At 51.6% G+C, this 18730-nt stretch carries 12 protein-coding genes; 5 read left to right on the top strand and 7 right to left on the bottom strand.

Going from position 1 to position 18730, the window contains the following annotated elements; translation table 11 throughout:
- Window positions 1-31: 31 nt before the first annotated feature.
- Together ABWV76_RS04330 and ABWV76_RS04325 are read right to left on the bottom strand one after the other, a co-directional pair.
- The gene (locus tag ABWV76_RS04330) at window positions 32-2206 is read right to left on the bottom strand and encodes a malate synthase G (RefSeq protein WP_020415241.1); all 2175 of its coding nucleotides are present in this window, start codon (window positions 2204-2206) and stop codon (window positions 32-34) included.
- 189 nt (window positions 2207-2395) lie between these two features.
- On the bottom strand, window positions 2396-3331 hold the full coding sequence (locus tag ABWV76_RS04325; RefSeq protein WP_020415240.1) for a LysR family transcriptional regulator: 936 nt from the start codon (window positions 3329-3331) through the stop codon (window positions 2396-2398).
- A 114-nt stretch (window positions 3332-3445) separates the two neighbouring features.
- Between ABWV76_RS04325 and ABWV76_RS04320 the strand changes: the two genes are divergently transcribed.
- The 3 genes from ABWV76_RS04320 (at window position 3446) to pta (ending at window position 8680) form a co-directional block, all read left to right on the top strand.
- On the top strand, window positions 3446-5044 hold the full coding sequence (locus ABWV76_RS04320) for an isocitrate lyase (protein ID WP_020415239.1): 1599 nt from the start codon (window positions 3446-3448) through the stop codon (window positions 5042-5044).
- 259 nt (window positions 5045-5303) lie between these two features.
- Window positions 5304-6512 (top strand): acetate kinase, encoded by a 1209-nt coding sequence (locus ABWV76_RS04315; protein ID WP_020415237.1) that lies wholly within the window; start codon window positions 5304-5306, stop codon window positions 6510-6512.
- A gap of 2 nt (window positions 6513-6514) precedes the next feature.
- Window positions 6515-8680: a phosphate acetyltransferase gene (gene pta / locus ABWV76_RS04310; RefSeq protein WP_353375333.1), complete on the top strand. Its 2166-nt coding sequence runs from the start codon at window positions 6515-6517 to the stop codon at window positions 8678-8680.
- Window positions 8681-8704: 24 nt separating this feature from the next.
- Here pta and ABWV76_RS04305 read toward each other — a convergent pair whose 3' ends face one another.
- Window positions 8705-10930, bottom strand: coding sequence for an acetyl-CoA hydrolase/transferase C-terminal domain-containing protein (locus ABWV76_RS04305; RefSeq protein WP_353375332.1), 2226 nt, complete (start codon window positions 10928-10930; stop codon window positions 8705-8707).
- Window positions 10931-10936: 6 nt separating this feature from the next.
- Window positions 10937-13192: an acyl-CoA dehydrogenase gene (locus tag ABWV76_RS04300; RefSeq protein WP_281166132.1), complete on the bottom strand. Its 2256-nt coding sequence runs from the start codon at window positions 13190-13192 to the stop codon at window positions 10937-10939.
- Between the two features lie 319 nt (window positions 13193-13511).
- Here ABWV76_RS04300 and ABWV76_RS04295 point away from each other — a divergent pair, with 319 nt between their 5' ends.
- Window positions 13512-13685 carry a hypothetical protein gene (locus tag ABWV76_RS04295; protein WP_282950736.1) on the top strand — a complete coding sequence of 58 codons (174 nt, stop codon included), beginning with the start codon at window positions 13512-13514 and terminating at the stop codon, window positions 13683-13685.
- A 24-nt stretch (window positions 13686-13709) separates the two neighbouring features.
- On the opposite strand, the gene rraA is transcribed toward ABWV76_RS04295, so the two are convergent.
- From rraA to ppsA, 3 genes are all read right to left on the bottom strand, one after another.
- Window positions 13710-14189, bottom strand: coding sequence for a ribonuclease E activity regulator RraA (gene rraA / locus ABWV76_RS04290; RefSeq protein ID WP_020415232.1), 480 nt, complete (start codon window positions 14187-14189; stop codon window positions 13710-13712).
- A gap of 132 nt (window positions 14190-14321) precedes the next feature.
- Window positions 14322-14891, bottom strand: a complete 570-nt coding sequence (locus ABWV76_RS04285) for a L,D-transpeptidase family protein (protein WP_245556727.1) — start codon at window positions 14889-14891, stop codon at window positions 14322-14324.
- A gap of 430 nt (window positions 14892-15321) precedes the next feature.
- On the bottom strand, window positions 15322-17685 hold the full coding sequence (gene ppsA / locus ABWV76_RS04280; protein WP_020415231.1) for a phosphoenolpyruvate synthase: 2364 nt from the start codon (window positions 17683-17685) through the stop codon (window positions 15322-15324).
- Between the two features lie 204 nt (window positions 17686-17889).
- On the opposite strand from ppsA, the gene ppsR reads away from it, so the two are divergent.
- Window positions 17890-18717 carry a posphoenolpyruvate synthetase regulatory kinase/phosphorylase PpsR gene (ppsR, locus tag ABWV76_RS04275; RefSeq protein ID WP_020415230.1) on the top strand — a complete coding sequence of 276 codons (828 nt, stop codon included), beginning with the start codon at window positions 17890-17892 and terminating at the stop codon, window positions 18715-18717.
- Window positions 18718-18730 lie beyond the last annotated feature (13 nt).

The raw sequence follows: 18730 nt of genomic DNA, 5'->3' as shown, positions 1-18730 counted from the left end.
AGACCCCTTAAGGGGTCTTGCAGCAAAATCATCATGCATTTAGAGCCTTAAATTCCCGCCTGCGACGATGCAGAACCGGCTCAGTATAACCATTAGGCTGCGCACAACCCTCAAAAACCAATTCACAAGCAGCTTGAAAGGCAATGCTTTTATCGAAGTCAGGGGCCATATTATTGTAGTTGGAATCACCCGCATTTTGGCGATCTACTATCGCTGCCATACGCTCCATGGTTTCTCGCACCTGCTTCTCACTAACAATGCCATGTTTCAACCAGTTGGCAATATGTTGGGAGGAAATACGCAGAGTTGCGCGGTCTTCCATCAGGCCAACATCGTTGATATCCGGTACTTTGGAACAACCTACACCCTGTTCTACCCAACGTACAACATAACCAAGTATCCCCTGGGCGTTATTATCCAGCTCTAGCTGAATCTCTTTGGCGCTCCAATTGGTATTATTAGCCACGGGTACGGTAAGGATATCTTCCAGCTTGGCGTGATGGCGATGCTGGATTTCTTCTTGACGGCGGTTTACATCTACCTTGTGGTAATGCAATGCGTGCAGTGTCGCGGCAGTTGGAGAGGGAACCCAGGCAGTATTGGCACCGGCCATGGGATGGGCAAGCTTGGCGTGCATCATAGCTGACATTTGGTCAGGTATTGGCCACATTCCCTTACCGATTTGAGCCCGGCCCTTTAAGCCGCAGTTTAAACCAACATCTACATTCCACTCTTCATAGGCATTGATCCAGGTAGACTGTTTCATATCGCCTTTACGAATCATCGGACCAGCAAGCATTGAGGTATGGATTTCATCGCCAGTGCGATCGAGGAAGCCGGTATTGATAAATACCACACGCTCTTTAGCTTCGGCAATACAGGATTTCAGGTTTACCGTGGTACGACGCTCCTCATCCATAATGCCCATTTTTACAGTGAAACGCGGTAGGCCAAGGACATCTTCAATACGGTTGAACAGGATGTTGGCAAAAGCCACTTCTTCCGGACCATGCATCTTTGGTTTCACGATATAGATACTACCGGTACGGGAGTTCTTAATCTCTCCATCGCCGCGTAGATCGTGTAGCGCGATCAGGCTGGTAATCATGCCATCAAGGATGCCTTCAGGAATCTCCTGGCCATCACCAAATAAAACAGCATCATTAGTCATCAGGTGGCCGACATTGCGTACAAACATGAGGCTGCGACCTGGCAAAGTTAACTGATTGCCATTTGGAGTAGTGTACTCACGGTCGGCATTCAAATTACGCTCAAAGGTCTTGCCACCTTTATTAATGGTTTCTTTCAGGTCTCCTCGCATAAGGCCGAGCCAGTTACGATAAACGACAACCTTATCCTCGGCATCGACCGCGGCAACGGAATCTTCGCAGTCCATAATGGTGGTCAAAGCAGATTCCAGCAGCACATCTTTTACACCAGCATCGTCAGTCTTACCGACAGGGCTTTCCCGATCTACCTGAACTTCAAAGTGCAAGCCGTGCTGTTTAAGCAGAATACAACTGGGCTCTTCGCTGTCACCGCGATAACCGACAAACTGTTTACCATCTTTGACGGTGGCGATATCACCATTCGCCAGTACCACTTCCAGCAGGGAGCCATTTACGCGGTACTGCACAGCATCTTTGTGGCTGCCGCAGGTAAGTGGAGCAGACTGATCCAGGAAGTTGCGAGCAAACTCAATAACTTTGGCACCCCGTACAGGGTTGTATTCGGTGCCTTTTTCCGCACCGCCCTCTTCGCTGATCACGTCAGTGCCGTACAGGGCATCATACAAGCTGCCCCAGCGGGCATTGGCTGCATTGAGTGCGTAACGGGCATTCATCACCGGCACCACCAACTGTGGCCCCGCAAGAGTGGCAATCTCTTCGTCGACATTTTCGGTAGTAGCGGCAAAATCAGCAGGCTCATCTACCAGGTAGCCAATTTCACGCAAGTATTCACGATACCCTTCCAGGTCGCGAACACCCTCGGGGTTCTCTGTGTACCAACGATCCAGGGTTTCCTGGAGTTCATCACGCTTTTGCAGTAATTCGCGGTTAACTGGCGCCAGATCACGGACGATGGCATCGAGCCCACCCCAGAATTTATCGGCATCGACCCCGGTTCCTGGAATCACCTCCTCGCTAACCAGATTGTATAGTTCCGGTGCGATTTGCAGATTACCGATTTGGACTCGTTCCGTCATACCCTGGGCCTCTCGCTAATTGTTGGAATTACGGCATTCTAAACAGCCATTTCGACATACCGCTAATTTATAGGCGCAATTTCCACTATTCATAGATCAAATTTTTATGAATGCGGTTGGCGCGTGAAACCTTACCAGTAAAACTACGCATTCACCTACAAGGCGCATGCTTCCTTACTCACCAGTCACTTACAGAGCCCGACCGATATCCAAGATCAGGCGGCGTAACCAGCGGTGCGGCGCACTCTGCTGCAATAAGGGGCTCCAAGCCATTTTCAGTTCCAGAGGTGGAATATCCAGGGGGGGATCCCTTCGCACAACCCTCGGATTATCGCTGGCCAGCTGCGCCAGCCGGGTGGGAACTGTCACTATCAAATCGCTCTGTTCTGCCAATAGCATGGCTACCTGATAGTGGCGTGTAAACACGGAAATATCGCGCTTTTCCCCCAAGCGCCCAATAGCCTCATCCACCCAGCCGAGCCTCTGAACATCCTCTGGGTTTACCCCTACCCCAACCCCCATGCCCGTTTTACTGACCCAGATATGCTGGGCCTTCAAATAGCTTTGCAGATTGTAGTCTTCAAGCATGGGGTTATCTGCCCGCATCACACAGGAGAAACTGTCTCGCCACACAGTAGCCTGATGGAAGCTCTGCGGCATGCTGTCAAAGCGGTTGATTACCATATCCACTTTGCCCTGCTCCACATCAACGAAACTCACATCACTGGGGGTCATGATATCCAGGCTGATTCCAGGAGCATCATCACGCAGCTGCTTGAGTAGCGGCGGAATCAAAGTGGATTCTGCATAGTCACTGGCCATGATTCGAAATGTTCGGCGTGTATTCGCCGGATCAAAATCCCGATTAGGCTGAATCACCCGATCGATACTGGACAGGGCTTCTCGCACCATCGGCTGCAACTCCAGGGCACGCTCGGTGGGCATCATGCCCTCGCGAGTGCGTACCAGAAGGGGGTCATCGAACAGCTCTCGCAGACGCTTAAGGCCGTTACTCATAGCTGGCTGGGATAGGCCTAGATAGTTTGCCGCACGGGTTACATTACGTTCTCGCAGCAGTACATCAAGATACACCAGCAGGTTCAGGTCAGCTCTTTCCAGTTGCATACATCATTCGCCAGATCGATAGTGAAAATAAAATCAATAAATTAGGCAAATTATGCCACTCCTCCTAAGATACTCAACACCTAATCGCAGTCACCGTTTTAAGGAAACACTGTCATGTCCACCTACACTCAAGACATCGACGCGGTAGCTAAGCTCCGTGACAGCAAAAGCGGCACTTGGGACGCTATCAATCCCGAATCTGTTGCCCGTATGCGCGCCCAGAACAAATTCAAGAACGGTCTGGATATTGCCAAGTACACTGCCAATATCATGCGCGCTGACATGGAGAATTACGACAAGGACACCTCCAAGTACACTCAGTCTCTGGGTTGCTGGCACGGTTTCATCGGCCAGCAGAAGATGATTTCTATTAAGAAGCACTTCGAAGGCAATACTGACCGCCGCTATCTGTACCTGTCCGGCTGGATGGTAGCTGCACTGCGCAGTGAATTTGGTCCGCTGCCCGACCAGTCCATGCACGAGAAAACCTCTGTTGCACACCTGATCAATGAGCTGTACACCTTCCTGCGTCAAGCAGATGCTCGCGAGCTGAACGACCTGTTTCGCGAATTGGATGCTGCCCGCGAGGCCGGTAACAAGGCTGCCGAGAAGGCAGTACAGGACAAGATCGACAACCATAAAACCCACGTTGTACCAATCATCGCTGACATCGATGCCGGTTTTGGTAACGCGGAAGCCACTTACCTGATGGCCAAGCAAATGATCGAAGCGGGTGCTTGCTGTATCCAGATCGAGAACCAGGTTTCCGACGAAAAGCAATGTGGCCACCAGGACGGTAAAGTGACCGTTCCTCACGAGGACTTCCTGGCCAAGATCCGGGCTGTTCGTTACGCGTTCCTGGAGTTGGGCGTAGATAACGGAGTTATTGTTGCCCGTACCGACTCCCTGGGTGCCGGCCTGACCAAGCAGATCGCTGTGACCAAAGAGCCTGGCGACCTGGGCGATCAGTACAACGCTTTCCTGGACTGCGAAGAAATCGACGCTTCTGAACTGGCTAACGGTGACGTTGTAATCAACCGCGAAGGCAAACTTTTGCGTCCTAAGCGCCTGGCTTCCAACCTTTTCCAGTTCCGCAAAGGTACCGGCGAAGCTCGCTGCATCCTGGACAGCATCACTTCCTTGCAAAATGGTGCTGACCTGATTTGGATCGAAACCGAGAAGCCCCATATCGGCCAGATTGGCGGCATGATGGATGAAATCCGTAAAGTCGTTCCCGATGCGAAACTGGTTTACAACAACAGCCCGTCCTTTAACTGGACACTGAACTTCCGTCAGCAGGTTTTTGATACCTGGAGTGAAGAAGGCAAAGACGTATCCGCTTACGACCGCGCCAACCTGATGAGCGCCGAGTACGACGACTCTGACCTTTCTGCAGCAGCTGATGAGAAGATCCGTACTTTCCAAGCCGACGCGGCTCGCGAAGCAGGCATCTTCCACCATCTGATCACCCTGCCAACTTACCACACTGCAGCCCTGTCTACCGACAACCTGGCCAAGGAGTACTTCGGTGAGCAAGGCATGCTGGGCTACGTGAAAGGCGTTCAGCGTAAAGAAATCCGTCAGGGCATTGCCTGTGTTAAGCACCAGAACATGGCAGGTTCTGACATCGGTGACGACCACAAAGAGTACTTCGCTGGTGAAGCTGCCCTGAAGGCTGCTGGTAAAGACAACACCATGAACCAGTTCGGCTAAGCCCTCTTTATATACCCAAAAGGTATGTTTAAGGCGGCGCCAGCCGCCTTCTTCTGATAAAAGCTGACGATTTCTCTCAGCCTGAGAGTTAAGTTTCTGCTGAAGAAGTACAGTTGAAGCAAACTGCGCTTTAATCTCTGCATTTTAAATTTGGGCCGCAATCGCGGCCCTTTTTTATTCTCACCCCCAGCCATGTTTTCAAAAGACTTTTGCGCCAACTTGGCTAGCCTTAGGGTATATACGCAGGGACACCCATCCTATGCCCAACCCCGGCTTAGTACTAATTCTGAACTGTGGCAGCTCCTCACTGAAGTTTGCCGCACTCGATCCATTCAGTGGAGAGGAATACTTATCAGGTCAAGCCGATGCCCTGGGAAGTTCCGGGGCAGTTCTCAATTGGCGTTATTGCAGTGAGGACAACAGCCAGCCGCTCTCCCCAAGCGATGACTGCGAAAGTGTGATTGGTTGGCTGGTTGAGCGGTTTGATGGGACCTGGCTCGGACTAAAAGCCCGTCTGCTCGCCATTGGCCACCGGGTGGTCCACGGCGGCGAGTTATTCGCAGATTCAGTATTGATAGACCAGCAGGTCCTGACCGCAATTCGCTCCTGCTGCGAATTGGCACCACTGCACAACCCGGCTGCTCTGCAAGGGATCCAGACTGCCCTGATCGCTTTTCCCCAAGTACCCCAAGCTGCCGTGTTCGATACAGCATTTCACCAGGGTATGCCGGACTATGCCTACCTCTACGCACTGCCCTACCGGCTATACCAGGATCACCATATTCGACGTTACGGCATGCATGGGAGCAGCCACCGCTATATTGCCGAGCGCAGTGCCGAGCTATTGGGAAAACCAACTACTGAGGCCAACGTAATTTCCGCACACCTGGGTAACGGCGCTTCCATTGCCGCTATCAAAGGCGGGCACAGTGTGGATACCAGTATGGGACTCACGCCCCTCGAAGGACTGGTAATGGGTAGCCGCTGTGGCGACCTGGACCCAGGCCTGCTATTGCACCTTGGAGAATCCCTGGACTATTCCCTGGCCGAGCTGGAGCAGCTGCTGAATAGAGAGAGCGGCCTGCTCGGCCTATCCGGTTTGAGTAATGACTGTCGCGAACTGGAAGAGGCAATGGAAAACGGCCACGAGGGAGCCCGCCTGGCCCTGGAGGTATTCTGTTATAGATTGGCTAAATATATCGCTGCCTACACTGTGCCCTTGCGCAGGGTCAGCGCCCTGGCATTTACCGGGGGCATTGGAGAAAACTCCTCCTGGGTACGCCATAGGACCATTAGCTGGCTTAGCGCACTCGGCTATCAACTGAATCAGGAGCGCAATGAGGCAACCCGCTTCGGTGCCGAGGGGCTCATATCCAAGGCGGGTACGCTGGATATCTTTGTAATCCCAACCAGGGAGGATTGGGTAATCGCCAGGGATGCCGCAAGGCTCGCATCTGAGGTGCGCTAGAAATGTCTCATCGCACTCGCACACTGATGCTCGTTCCCCTTGCCGCTGGAGTCGGAATTACTTCCGTAAGCCTGGGCTTAATTCGGGCATTGGAGCGTATCCAGGTGGAAGTTAAATTCTACAAGCCTGTGGCCGAGCCGCCGCCTCCAGACGGTACCATTGAACGGACCAACGAAATATTGCGGCAGGTTTCCAACCTGGATATTCCACGCTCCTTCAGTGCCAAACATGTTGAGTCCATGGTCTCTACAGGGAAAATGCCAGATCTGTTAGAAGAAATACTGGCCCGATATCAAAGCGGCGGCCAGCATGCAGACGTGACCGTCATCGAAGGCGTACTACCCAGCAGTGAAAATCAGTTTGCCAACCAACTCAATTACCAGATTGCCAAGACACTGGATGCGGAAGTAGTACTGGTAGCCTGCCCTCATGGTGGAGATATCAGGCAATTGCGAGAGCGGTTACAGTTCGCTGTTCACTCCTTCGGCGGAGAAAAATCCAACCGTGTAGTGGGCTGCATTATCAATAAGGTTGGAGCCCCTGAAGAGCAAACTGATACTCCCGGTGCTCAACCGGCAGGTATGCGTGCCGGACGTGAAGATCCCGCAGAAAACAAAGTCACAATCACCAGGGAATCCCTCTACCGGCAAACCCCTCTACGTATTGTCGGCTGTATACCCTGGAATGCAGATCTTCTGGCTCCCCGCGCATTAGATCTGGTGCGGCATTTCGATGCTCAACTTATCAACCGGGGAGAATTGGAGACCCGGAGATTACACAATGTAACTTTCTGCTCCCGTTCACTCCCCAATATGCTCAGGCGATTTCAGCCCGGGGCTTTGTTAGTTACTTCTGCCGATAGACCTGATGTAGTCACCGCGGCCTGCTTGGCAGCTATGAACGGGGTAAAAATCGGATGCCTGCTGCTAACTGGGGGTTATCGGCTGGATCGTGAAGTCCATAAACTCTGCACACCAGCAATGGAGACCGGCCTGCCAGTAATGCTGGTAAGTGGCAATACTTGGCGCACTGTAGTGGACTTACAGACCTTCAACCTGCGTACACCGGCAGATGACCGTGAGCGGGTGAACCGGGTGCAAGATTTTTTTGCCAGTCACCTGGATGAAAACTGGGTGAATTCTTTGAGCCAGGTTTCCAACCGCCCCCGGAGACTTTCCCCTCCAGCCTTCCGATATCATCTGACGGAACTGGCCCGCCGAAAAAAAAAGCGTATTGTACTTCCCGAAGGTGAAGAGCCACGCACCATCAGGGCAGCATTGATTTGCACCGAGCGCGATATTGCCGAACCTATTCTGCTCGGCAATACAAAAACCATTGCCAGGGTCGCAGAGCAGCAAGGTCTAACACTCTCTGACAAAATTCACATTACCGATCCGGAAACTGTGCGTGACAATTATATTGAGCCCATGGTGGAATTGCGTAGGAGCAAGGGCCTGACAGAAGTGGTCGCAAAGGAGCAGCTCCATGACAATGTAGTACTCGGCACTATGATGTTGGCTCTGGATGAGGTCGATGGACTGGTATCCGGGGCTATTCACACCACCGCCAATACCATCCGTCCCGCTCTGCAGCTAATAAAAGCCGCACCGGGTGAAGAGCTGGTTTCCTCTATATTTTTTATGCTGCTGCCCGAACAAGTTTTGGTTTATGGGGACTGCGCTATTAACCCCGACCCAAACGCAGAGCAACTGGCAGCGATTGCTATTCAGTCCGCCGATTCAGCGAAAGCATTTGGCGTAGAGCCTCGTGTAGCCATGATCAGCTACTCTACAGGAACCTCAGGCAGTGGCTCAGATGTAGACAAGGTTCGCGAAGCAACCGAAATTGCCAAACGCAAAAGGCCCAGGCTGATCATCGATGGCCCCCTACAATACGATGCGGCCGTTACCGAAAATGTAGCCGCTCAGAAAGCACCACATAGCCCTGTTGCTGGACGTGCAACGGTATTTATTTTTCCCGACTTGAATACAGGCAACACAACCTATAAAGCTGTGCAGCGCAGTGCGGACTTGGTCAGTATTGGCCCCATGCTGCAGGGGTTGCGCAAACCGGTGAATGATTTATCCCGCGGTGCCCTGGTCGACGATATTGTCTACACCATCGCACTCACGGCAATTCAGGCGCAACAACGTGATTATCAGGGTTAAAAACAATACTAAGCAGGCAACGGCTTACTCCCAACGCAGTGGGCGGCGCCTGTCGATGTGATTCCGTAATGCAGCGGCAACAATGTAAGCTTCCAGGCGGTGCTCGTAAGTTTCGGTATGATCGTAACCCATTCGCGCCAAACAACGCTGTAACCACTCAGTGCCTGTCGACTTGTCATGCCACACTTTACGTCCCTGGATCACTGCCATCAGCATTCGCCACCAGCTGCGATCCGCCGCACGCAACTGCTGCAATGAGACTGCAAGCAGGGCCTCCTCATCAGTGAAATCTGTACCCAGGGGATAATAAGGCAATATCGCCAGTGTGCTTTCGACGGAGAAAATTTCAGTGATATGTTCCGGGGTGTTGTTATTAAAAGACTGCGGGATGACAAAACTCTTTTCGATTTTGCCGGCGAATTTTGCCTGCTCCAACAATACTGCCTGGAAACGGCTATCACAAATACTCAGCATGGAAACCATTACGTCCCGATCGGTTTTTCCGCGCAGGTCCACTGCGCCATATTCAGTAACCACTACATCGCGAAGGTGCCGGGGAATAGTGGCATGGGGGTACTCCCATACAATATTGCTCTCGCATATACCACCGCGCACACGAGTGCTGGGTAATGCAATCACCGAGCGTGCTCCCGGCAACGCAAATGCCTGAGCAACAAAATTGTACTGGCCACCCACGCCACTGACGACCTGGTTGTCCACCAGCGCATCTGAAACCACTGCGCCCCCCAGCGTGACCATCATGGCGGAATTGATAAAGCGAGCCTGTTTACGTTGGGCGCGCTTCAGTTCTCCCTGGGACTGCAGATCATTAGTGAAGTCAATGGCGGTCATATCAATTCCCGCGCGCTCATCAGGAGAAAGATCCCGCAGCTCCCGATACATTAATTCCGGCCCCAAGTAGAAACCTCCATGCAACCAGATCCCGCCGCGCAGTTTCTTATTCAGGCAGCTGCCAATCAGGCGTCTGCGGCCATGCTCGCTGTGCAGGTCACACTCTTCTTCCTCACCGTCAGGCGTTAATAGCTTGTGCCCGCGCCAACTGTAGCTGGGGTCGACTATACCAAAGCGTTGTAAGAATTCTGTATCTTCGGGAGTGAGAGGACAACTGATACGACCTGCATTCTTCAATCCGAGCAGGGTTTCCTCATTTACGGTATGGGTGATTTCATCCCCATCCAACAACTGTTGCAGCCCAGCATCCTGATAAACCTCCCGGGACAAAACCCCCGCCCTGCGCAAGTGCAGAAAACCATGGGGCACCATTTCACTTGCGCCATACAAACCCTGCTTAAAACTTTCCAAAAGCAGCGGAAGATCTTTCCGGTAATGGAGTGATTCACGATCAACCAGTTTTTCAATGATACTTCTGTAATGGGCATTTTCTTTATGCCGCAAACGCAGTGCATGGCAGACCGCATCTCCCAAAGCCCCAATACCCACTTGCAAGGTTCCTCCATCGGCGACCATGCTAGCAATATGGAATGCGATACTGTATTCGGTAAAGCTGACCGGGATAGCCGGGGCCGCGAATAAAGGGGTATCAAAAACCTCCCCTTCTAGCAGCAGGTCAAACTCACTCTCTTCCAATTCACTGCTACCGGTCATATAAGGCAGCTGCGGATTGACCTCCCCCACTAAGAACAACCGATGATCTTTCCGATTGGCTGTCAGTTTCAACAAAGGTAAAGTCAAATCGGGATTACAGCTCAAGCTGTAACGTCCTCCCCCCTCCATCGGTGCCACCATCTGGGCAATAACATTCACTCCAAAGCGCAGAAGATCTTCAGGCACCTGGGTGTAATTCGCACTTACATAATGTCGCTGGGCATAGTGATTTCCCAACAGTGCACCTGGCTCCATAAAGAATTCAATAACATTAATATTTTTTGGTAGATGTTCCTTTCTGCGTGGTGAGACATAACCCAGGTCCTGGTAACTACTGTATAAACGATCCAGTAATGGCTGGATAAAACGACGACTGATATCGCTGTCCCCCTGAGGCCGTTCCAGTGTGAGAGCCGTAAATATGGTCAGGGAAATTGAGGGATCGGCAACAGCGCGGGCATAAAGAGCGTTGGCAAAATGGTTGGCCTTACCAAGTCCAAGGGGTAAACCCAGTACAACCTTCTTGCCAACTTTTGCCAACAGAGCATCAATACACTCCTCGACACTGGCAAAGCGTCTTGGAGCTTCTTTGGAAGAGCCTTCCATGGAGTTTTTTTGTTCCACGTAGCGTTATTCTATCTTTCCAGACTCCTCCCCCAAATGCTCAAAGTGGTCGACCTGGATTGCCTTATCCACGGCATCAGCAGCATCACGCAAAGCATCAGCCTCTTCATCACTAATCAAATTACGCTGCAAGCCCTCATCCACACTCTCACGGCTCAGGGTACGCACTCCCCCTTTCTTGAGCTTTTCCCTAGCTCTCTCTGACGCGCAAACTTTTATAAATGCCTGCTCGACAATATCCACCCCATCACCAGGGTTGCCCAGGAATACACCTCTAGTGAGACGATCCCGGGTTTTAGAGGGAGTCAGCAATAATTCCGCGCAAGCATGAGCCTGGCGATCTGATGCGGTATGTACACTGTGTCCCCAGGGCATGGTTAGAAAATGCATAACCTGGCCGAGGAATGGTCGAGGAAAATTCTGAAAAACTTCAAGAAGATTCACCTCTATCTTGTGTAGTCCATCACGCATGGAGTATTCCAACAGGGGTAAATCATCCTTGGGGTTTCCGTCGTCGTAGAAGCGCTTCAAAGTGCAGCTGAGTAAATAGAGCTGGCTGAGAACATCTCCCAAGCGCGAGGAAATCAGTTCTTTTCTTTTCAACTCTCCACCCAGGCTCATCAAAGAAATTTCTGTTACTAAAGTGAGCACTGCCGAATAGCGATTCAATTGTCGATAGTATTTTGCTGCCCCGCCGACATTGCGAGGACTGCTGGCGAAAAGCCCTACTGTCCAGCCATGGAAAAACCCTCGTAACAGAGTCTTTACCTGGAACCACATATGCTTGGGCAATAACTTATCCAGCTGGTCCAAGCCCTCTTCTTCATCTGGATTCTCCGCCGCTAACATTTCATCCAGTAAGTAGGGGTGACAACGAACTGCACCCTGACCAAAAATCATCAGGCTGCGGGTCAGTAGATTTGCACCCTCTACAGTGATCGCTACCGGTACGGCACGGTAGGCATTCCCCAGGTAATTCAGGGGGCCATCCATTATCGCCTTGCCAGCATGGATATCCATTGCATCATTAACTGCATGACGCAATCCAGAGGTGGCATTAGCCTTCATTATGGCTGTAATTACCGCTGGCTTTCGTCCATGGTCAAGGGCTCGGGTTGTGGTTTTATGGGCACTATCGAGCACGAAGGCGATAGAAGCAATCTCTGCCAGGCGTCGCTGTACTCCTTCAAAACGCCCAACTGGCACATTGAACTGTTCTCTAATACGCGCATAGGCACCTGTGGTACGCGCCGCCATCTTGGCCCCGCCAGTAGACAGTGAGGGTAAAGAAATACCGCGCCCTGCAGCCAGGGCACTCATCAGCATTTCCCAGCCCTTCCCGACATTTTCCTCGCCACCAATAATCCAATCCATGGGAATAAAAACATCCTTTCCCCAATTAGGTCCGTTCTGGAAAGATTGCATGGCTGGTAAATGACGCTGGCCAATTGTGATTCCGGGAGTATCGGTGGGTACTAGTGCAACGGTAATTCCCAGCGCTTCCTTGTCTCCCAAAATGTGCTCTGGATCGTAGAGTTTGAAAGCTAGTCCCAATACCGTGGCTACCGGTCCCAAGGTAATATACCGCTTGTGCCAGTTCACACGCATGCCGAGGACTTTCTCGCCCTTATACTCCCCATAACAAACCTCACCCCGGTCAACCATGGCTGCAGCATCTGAGCCTGCCTGGGGGCTGGTCAAGGCGAAACATGGGATATCTGTCCCGTCCGCAAGTCGAGGCAGATAATAGTCTTTCTGTTCCTGAGTACCATGGGATAACAGTAATTCTCCCGGGCCCAGGGAATTTGGCACCATCACCGTCACGCCCACACAATTGCTGCGGGTGGAAATTTTGGTGACTATCTCGGCATGTGCTGTGGGGGAGAACCCAAGACCACCGTATTTCTTGGGAATGATAATGCCAAAAAAGCGATTTTTTCTCAGGAAGTCCCAAACATGCTCCGGGATATTGTGATCGACAAAGCTGATCTGCCAGTCATTTACCATTTGGCAGAGTTCTTCTGTGGGGCCATCCAGGAATGCCTTCTCTTCCTCACTCAGCTCTGGCGGCCCCATGTCCAGCAGCTGCTTCCAATCAGGCTTTCCCGATAAAAGTTCGGCATCCCACCAAACCTCACCGGCTTCCATCGCCTCGCGCTCAGTCTCGGAAATTGGCGGAAGAACCCGCTTAATGACTTTGAGAAGAGGCCTGGTAAAGAACTTCTTACGCCATTCACTCATTTTTACCTTCCATACTGGCAGTAACGGCGAAATACCCTGCCATTTCCAACGGGATATCGAGGATTACCAAAGCACAATGATAGGTGACGTTTTCCGCTGGGGAGCCACGCCCTGAGGAAATGGATGACCCGCCGGAGAACGTTGAAAGCAGGGAGGTAAAGATATGCGCCAGCTGACACCATTGTTCAGGAAAGTCTACCTATCCTTCAGTCGCTTTAAACGGGGTGAGCAACCCTGGCAAACAAACAATTCAACAAGTTCCGCGAAAAAAAAGTTCACCAAAAGGATATATATTTGTGCGCCAAAGACCGATAACAAAAAGTAGATTTAGGAAGTTCTTATGGAAGTTATTGTGACAACAACACCTATCAGTGTAGGGCTCGTATTCCCCCAAAACTCCATGCAGACCAGGCCGATAGTCGCTAGGACACGCTCTCCAGTGCAGGCAATTGCCTTTCCCACAGAAAAAGGGCTACACATATCGCCAATCGTTGCCTATAACGCCGCTGTGTAACTTGCTCAATCAGAGAATCTGACTTCAGGTTAATGGCTTATCGGCAATGATAATGCCGTTATTATCAGCATAGAGATATTCTCCAGGGTGGAAGGTAGCGCCGCCAAAAGTAACTGCAAGATCTCTTTCGCCAACACCTTTCTTTTCGGTTTTCATCGGGTGGGTTCCCAGGGCCTGAACACCCAGGTCCAACGCAGATATTTCATCGACATCTCGGATACACCCATACATCACTATCCCTTCCCAGCCATTTGCCACGGCCTTCTCTGCCAACATATCCCCCAAACAGGCTCTACGCATAGAACCTCCCGCATCCACCACCAATACTTTTCCCTGGCCCGGCTCCGTCACCAGTTCACGCACCAATGAGTTATCCTCGAAACACTTAATGGTTACAATTTTTCCACCGAAACGCTCTCGGCCTCCGTAATTTACAAACATCGGCTCAACCACTCGCACCTCGTCGCCATGGGCATCGCACAGATCAGGAGTAGAAATTGGCATCAGCTATCTCACAGTTATTGGGAAAAGAGGAATGATAGCGATACTGGGGCAATGCTGGCAGGGAAACAAAAAAATACCGGGTATCACCACTGTTGATAATACCCGGCCAAGCCTTCGCTGTTACAAATTCATCTAGTGGGTTACCCTAACCGGAGTACCAACACGCACATGCCGATAAAACTTTCTCGCCATATGCGGGGGCATACGCACACAGCCATGGGATGCCGGGTATCTGGGTACACTGCCTGAGGCGTGCAAGCCGATTCCACCATTAAAACGAATATAATTATTCATTCTGGCCCCACGATACACAGTACCTGCAGGACGACGATGCTTACGGGTATTAACATTAGACCGCACTACGCGGCCCGAGCGCCTGTCGACATAACTACCGTAAATCGAAGATCGGTGATAGGGGTGCTTGGAAAGAACGCGGAAGTGTCCAGGGCGCGTGCTATAACCGCGTTTACCTGAGGATATCCTGGATACCCCTACTAACTTGCCACCTTTGTACAAGTAAGCTCGCTGTTCACTTAAATCAATCCTGATTGACGGGCTTCCTCCCCTCGCGGCAGCTCGGTCATCAAACCAGTTACCACCACGTGGCTTCGCTATTGCAGGGGGCACCGCCAACAATGTCAAAAGACATAACATCAGGAAGATGTGCAAAATGGGGATCTTTAATTGTCTGCTTAACTGCATAGCTCACCTCAACAACTTTATCTGCTTTGCTGAAGTGGATGGAAAGGGAAACAGCCCAACCGAATCCACTTTCAAGCTCAACCCGGGGATAATCCCCAATTTGGTGAATCAGTGCTAAAGCAAAATACGCGAATTTTTCCGGTTAACGCGCTGCCTCAGGACTCTTCCGATTCTATTGAGGTAAATACAAAGCCTTAGAATGAATAATTCTCTGGGTGAAAAAGCATAGAGGTTTGAATTTTTTAGGTAGCGTGTGATCTGCAAGTCTCACACAAAGAATGCAGGACAAATTTCGAGGATATCGAGAGAAGCAGCAACAGAAGCCTAATTTTTGGCCAGGGGCGCTTTGCGTTTGTGCAAAAAAATTTTAGCCAGGTTTTAGACTGAAAAATAGAAAAGCGGCCCAATAAGGGCCGCATCGGCGAGGAAATTAGGCTTCCTCGTTCGCCAGGAATAGCCAGGTATCTACAGCGGTATCCGGGTTGAGGGAAACACTGTCTATCCCTTCATCCATCAACCAGCGGGCAAAGTCTTTGTGGTCAGAAGGGCCCTGACCGCAAATGCCCACATATTTGCCGGCTTTCTTACAAGCCTGGATAGCGCGGGACAGCAGAGCCTTTACTGCCGGATTGCGCTCATCGAATAGATCAGCCACCAGGCCGGAGTCTCGGTCCAGTCCCAAGGTGAGCTGAGTCAGGTCATTTGAACCGATAGAGAAACCATCGAAATGCTGCAGGAACTCCTCAGCCAGCAGGGCATTTGAAGGCAGCTCACACATCATAATGACTTTGAGTCCACCTTCCCCGCGGCGCAGGCCATTCTCTGCAAGCAGGCCAACAACTTCCTCAGCCTCTTCCGGTGTACGTACGAAGGGCACCATAATTTCAACATTGGTCAGCCCCATCTCATCGCGTACTTTTTTCAATGCGCGACATTCGAGAGCGAAGCATTGGCGGAAATCTTCAGAGCGATAGCGGGCAGCGCCGCGGAAGCCAAGCATCGGATTTTCTTCACTAGGCTCATACAACTGGCCGCCAACCAGGTGTGCGTATTCATTGGATTTAAAATCTGACAAACGCACAATGACACGGTTAGGCGCGAAAGCAGCGGCCAAGGTGGCGATACCTTCAACCAGCTTCTCAACAATAAAGTCTTCAGGAGAAGCATAGCCACCAATGCGCTCACGGATATTCTGTTGCAGGTCCTCCGGCAGGCTGTCCAGCTCCAGCAGAGCTTTTGGGTGAATACCGATCATGCGGTTGAGGATGAACTCTAAGCGTGCAAGACCTACGCCCTGATTGGGCAGGTGGCTGAAAGCAAATGCGCGATCCGGGTTGCCTACATTGAGCATAATCTTAAATGGCAGATCCGGCATTTCGGAAACTTCAGTTTCCTCACGCTGGAAATCCAGCTCTCCAGACATAACGAAACCAGTATCCCCCTCAGCACAGGATACGGTCACCGGAGTGCCGCTTTCCAGCAGCTCGGTAGCATTGCCACAGCCGACCACCGCGGGAATACCCAGCTCACGAGCAATAATGGCCGCGTGACAGGTACGGCCGCCACGATTGGTAACGATCGCACTGGCCTTCTTCAGTACTGGCTCCCAGTCTGGATCGGTCATATCCGTCACCAGGACTTCACCATCCTGCATCGCCGCCATATCTTCAACAGACTTCAGCTTACGCACCCGGCCGGCGCCAATGCGCTGGCCAATCGCGCGGCCCTCACACAATACCTCTCCACGCTCCTGCAGGCTGTAACGCTCAATACTGGTACCCTGATCGCGAGAACGAACTGTCTCTGGACGAGCCTGAACAATAAACAACTCACCGGTGTCACCGTCTTTGGCCCACTCGATATCCATCGGCCGACCATAGTGCTCTTCAATCTTGCGAGCTTGCACAGCCAGGCTGGTCAACTCTTCATCATTTAGAGCAAAACGCTGGCGATCTTCTTCTGCCACCTCAACAGTTTTAACAGAACGGCCGCACTCACCACTTTGGTCGTATACCATCTTGATTGCTTTACTACCGCGGTTGCGGCGCAAAATCGCAGGGCGACCAGTATCCAAGGCAGGCTTGTACAGATAAAATTCATCAGGGTTTACCGCACCCTGCACCACTGTCTCGCCCAAACCGAAGGCAGCAGTGATAAAGATTACATCGCGGAAACCGCTCTCTGTATCCAGGGTAAACATTACACCGGCAGCACCAGTTTCACTGCGCACCATGTGCTGAATACCAGCAGACAGGGCTACCCCCACATCCGCATAACCTGTATGTACCCGGTAAGCAATAGCGCGATCGTTATAGAGAGAAGCAAAAACTTCCTTAACCGCCTGCAAAACCGCATCAACTCCGCGGATGTTTAGGAAAGTCTCCTGCTGGCCTGCGAAAGAGGCATCCGGCAAGTCTTCTGCTGTTGCGGAGGAGCGCACAGCGACAGCCGTCTCACCACCGCCCAAAGCCTCGTATCCATCACGAATCTCTTTTTCAAGCTGAGCGGGGAATGGCGTTTGCAGAATCCAGTTCCGAATTTCGTCGCCGGCCTTCGCCAGTTCCACAACATCACCAACGTCCAGCCCTTTCAAACGCTCGGCGATTCGCTGCTCTAACTGTTCGTGGGCGAGGAAAGCCTGGAAGGCCTCCGCGGTAGTTGCAAAGCCGCCCGGTACACTCACGCCGGCACCGGCAAGTGAAGAGATCATCTCACCGAGTGATGCGTTTTTACCGCCGACCTTGTCGACATCGTCCATACCCAGTTTTGCGAAGTCGATGGTGAAGTTCGTCAAGTGAAGCCCCTCTGAAATCAGGTATTAGTGGGCGCTGATTATAAGGATGAGTCTTGTAAAAAATAGCCCGTAAAATACGTTGAAAATGTTGTAAATTTTCTACAAAAATTTCAGTATCACGGAATAAAAGACCTTTTGTCCCACCCCTTTTATACTGGGCGCCTTTTCGCCGCCCGGCAACCTGCCAACAGATAGAGAAGAATCATGGCAAAAGACAAGCGCACCGCTTTTTTCATTTCCGACGGAACCGGTCTCACTGTGGAAGCTATCGGTCACAGCCTTCTGGCCCAGTTCCAGGACCAGCATGTGGAACAGGTAACCCTGCCTTATATCGACTCTAACGAGAAGGTACAGCTAGCACTTCAGCGGATTGAAAAAGCTGCTAAAGAATCGGGCCTCCAACCGATCATTATTACCAGTATCGTTTCTGACCAGATCCGCGATCAGTTACACCAAAGTCCCGCCTTGATGCTGGATGTTTTCGAAAACTACCTGACACCATTAGCCAACCTGTTCGGTAGAGACCCGGCACAGACCGTCAATGTCTCCCACGGTATTGCCGACAACCGCCGCTATAGTGAGCGCATTGATGCGGTGCACTTTGCTATCGACAACGATGATGGACGCAGGGTTAGTGAGTTTGAGCAGGCTGACGTGATACTGCTCGGCGTATCCCGGTCCGGCAAAACGCCCACCTGCTTGTACCTGGCACTGCAGTTTGGGCTACGTGCTGCCAACTACCCCATTACCGAGGAGGACATGGACTCCACCACACTGCCAAAGATTTTGCGCCCTTATCGCCGCAAGTTATTTGGTCTGACCATAGATCCCAAGCGCCTGATGCAAATTAGGCAGGAAAGACGCGCCAATAGCCGCTACGCTTCTAAGGAGCAATGTGAATTCGAAGTGCGCCAAGTGGAGCAGATGTTGCGAAGGGCACAAGTGCCTTTTCTCAATGCCACACAGCTTTCAGTGGAGGAGCTTGCGACGCGCTTAATGTCACAAGCCGGTATCGAACGCAGAATTGACTAAAGAACCACGTGGA

The organism is Microbulbifer sp. NBRC 101763 (genome assembly GCF_040371615.1).
Lineage (GTDB): Bacteria > Pseudomonadota > Gammaproteobacteria > Pseudomonadales > Cellvibrionaceae > Microbulbifer > Microbulbifer variabilis.
This window is presented reverse-complemented; position numbering and strand designations above follow the sequence as displayed.

Excerpts from the sequence above, each read along its gene's own strand:
- ABWV76_RS04330 (WP_020415241.1), bottom strand. The coding sequence starts at position 2,206 with ATGACGGAACGAGTCCAAATCGGTAATCTGCAAATCGCACCGGAACTA.
- ABWV76_RS04325 (WP_020415240.1), bottom strand. The coding sequence starts at position 3,331 with ATGCAACTGGAAAGAGCTGACCTGAACCTGCTGGTGTATCTTGATGTA.
- ABWV76_RS04320 (WP_020415239.1), top strand. The coding sequence starts at position 3,446 with ATGTCCACCTACACTCAAGACATCGACGCGGTAGCTAAGCTCCGTGAC.
- ABWV76_RS04315 (WP_020415237.1), top strand. The coding sequence starts at position 5,304 with ATGCCCAACCCCGGCTTAGTACTAATTCTGAACTGTGGCAGCTCCTCA.
- pta (WP_353375333.1), top strand. The coding sequence starts at position 6,515 with ATGTCTCATCGCACTCGCACACTGATGCTCGTTCCCCTTGCCGCTGGA.
- ABWV76_RS04295 (WP_282950736.1), top strand. The coding sequence starts at position 13,512 with ATGGAAGTTATTGTGACAACAACACCTATCAGTGTAGGGCTCGTATTC.
- rraA (WP_020415232.1), bottom strand. The coding sequence starts at position 14,189 with ATGCCAATTTCTACTCCTGATCTGTGCGATGCCCATGGCGACGAGGTG.
- ABWV76_RS04285 (WP_245556727.1), bottom strand. The coding sequence starts at position 14,891 with ATGCAGTTAAGCAGACAATTAAAGATCCCCATTTTGCACATCTTCCTG.
- ppsR (WP_020415230.1), top strand. The coding sequence starts at position 17,890 with ATGGCAAAAGACAAGCGCACCGCTTTTTTCATTTCCGACGGAACCGGT.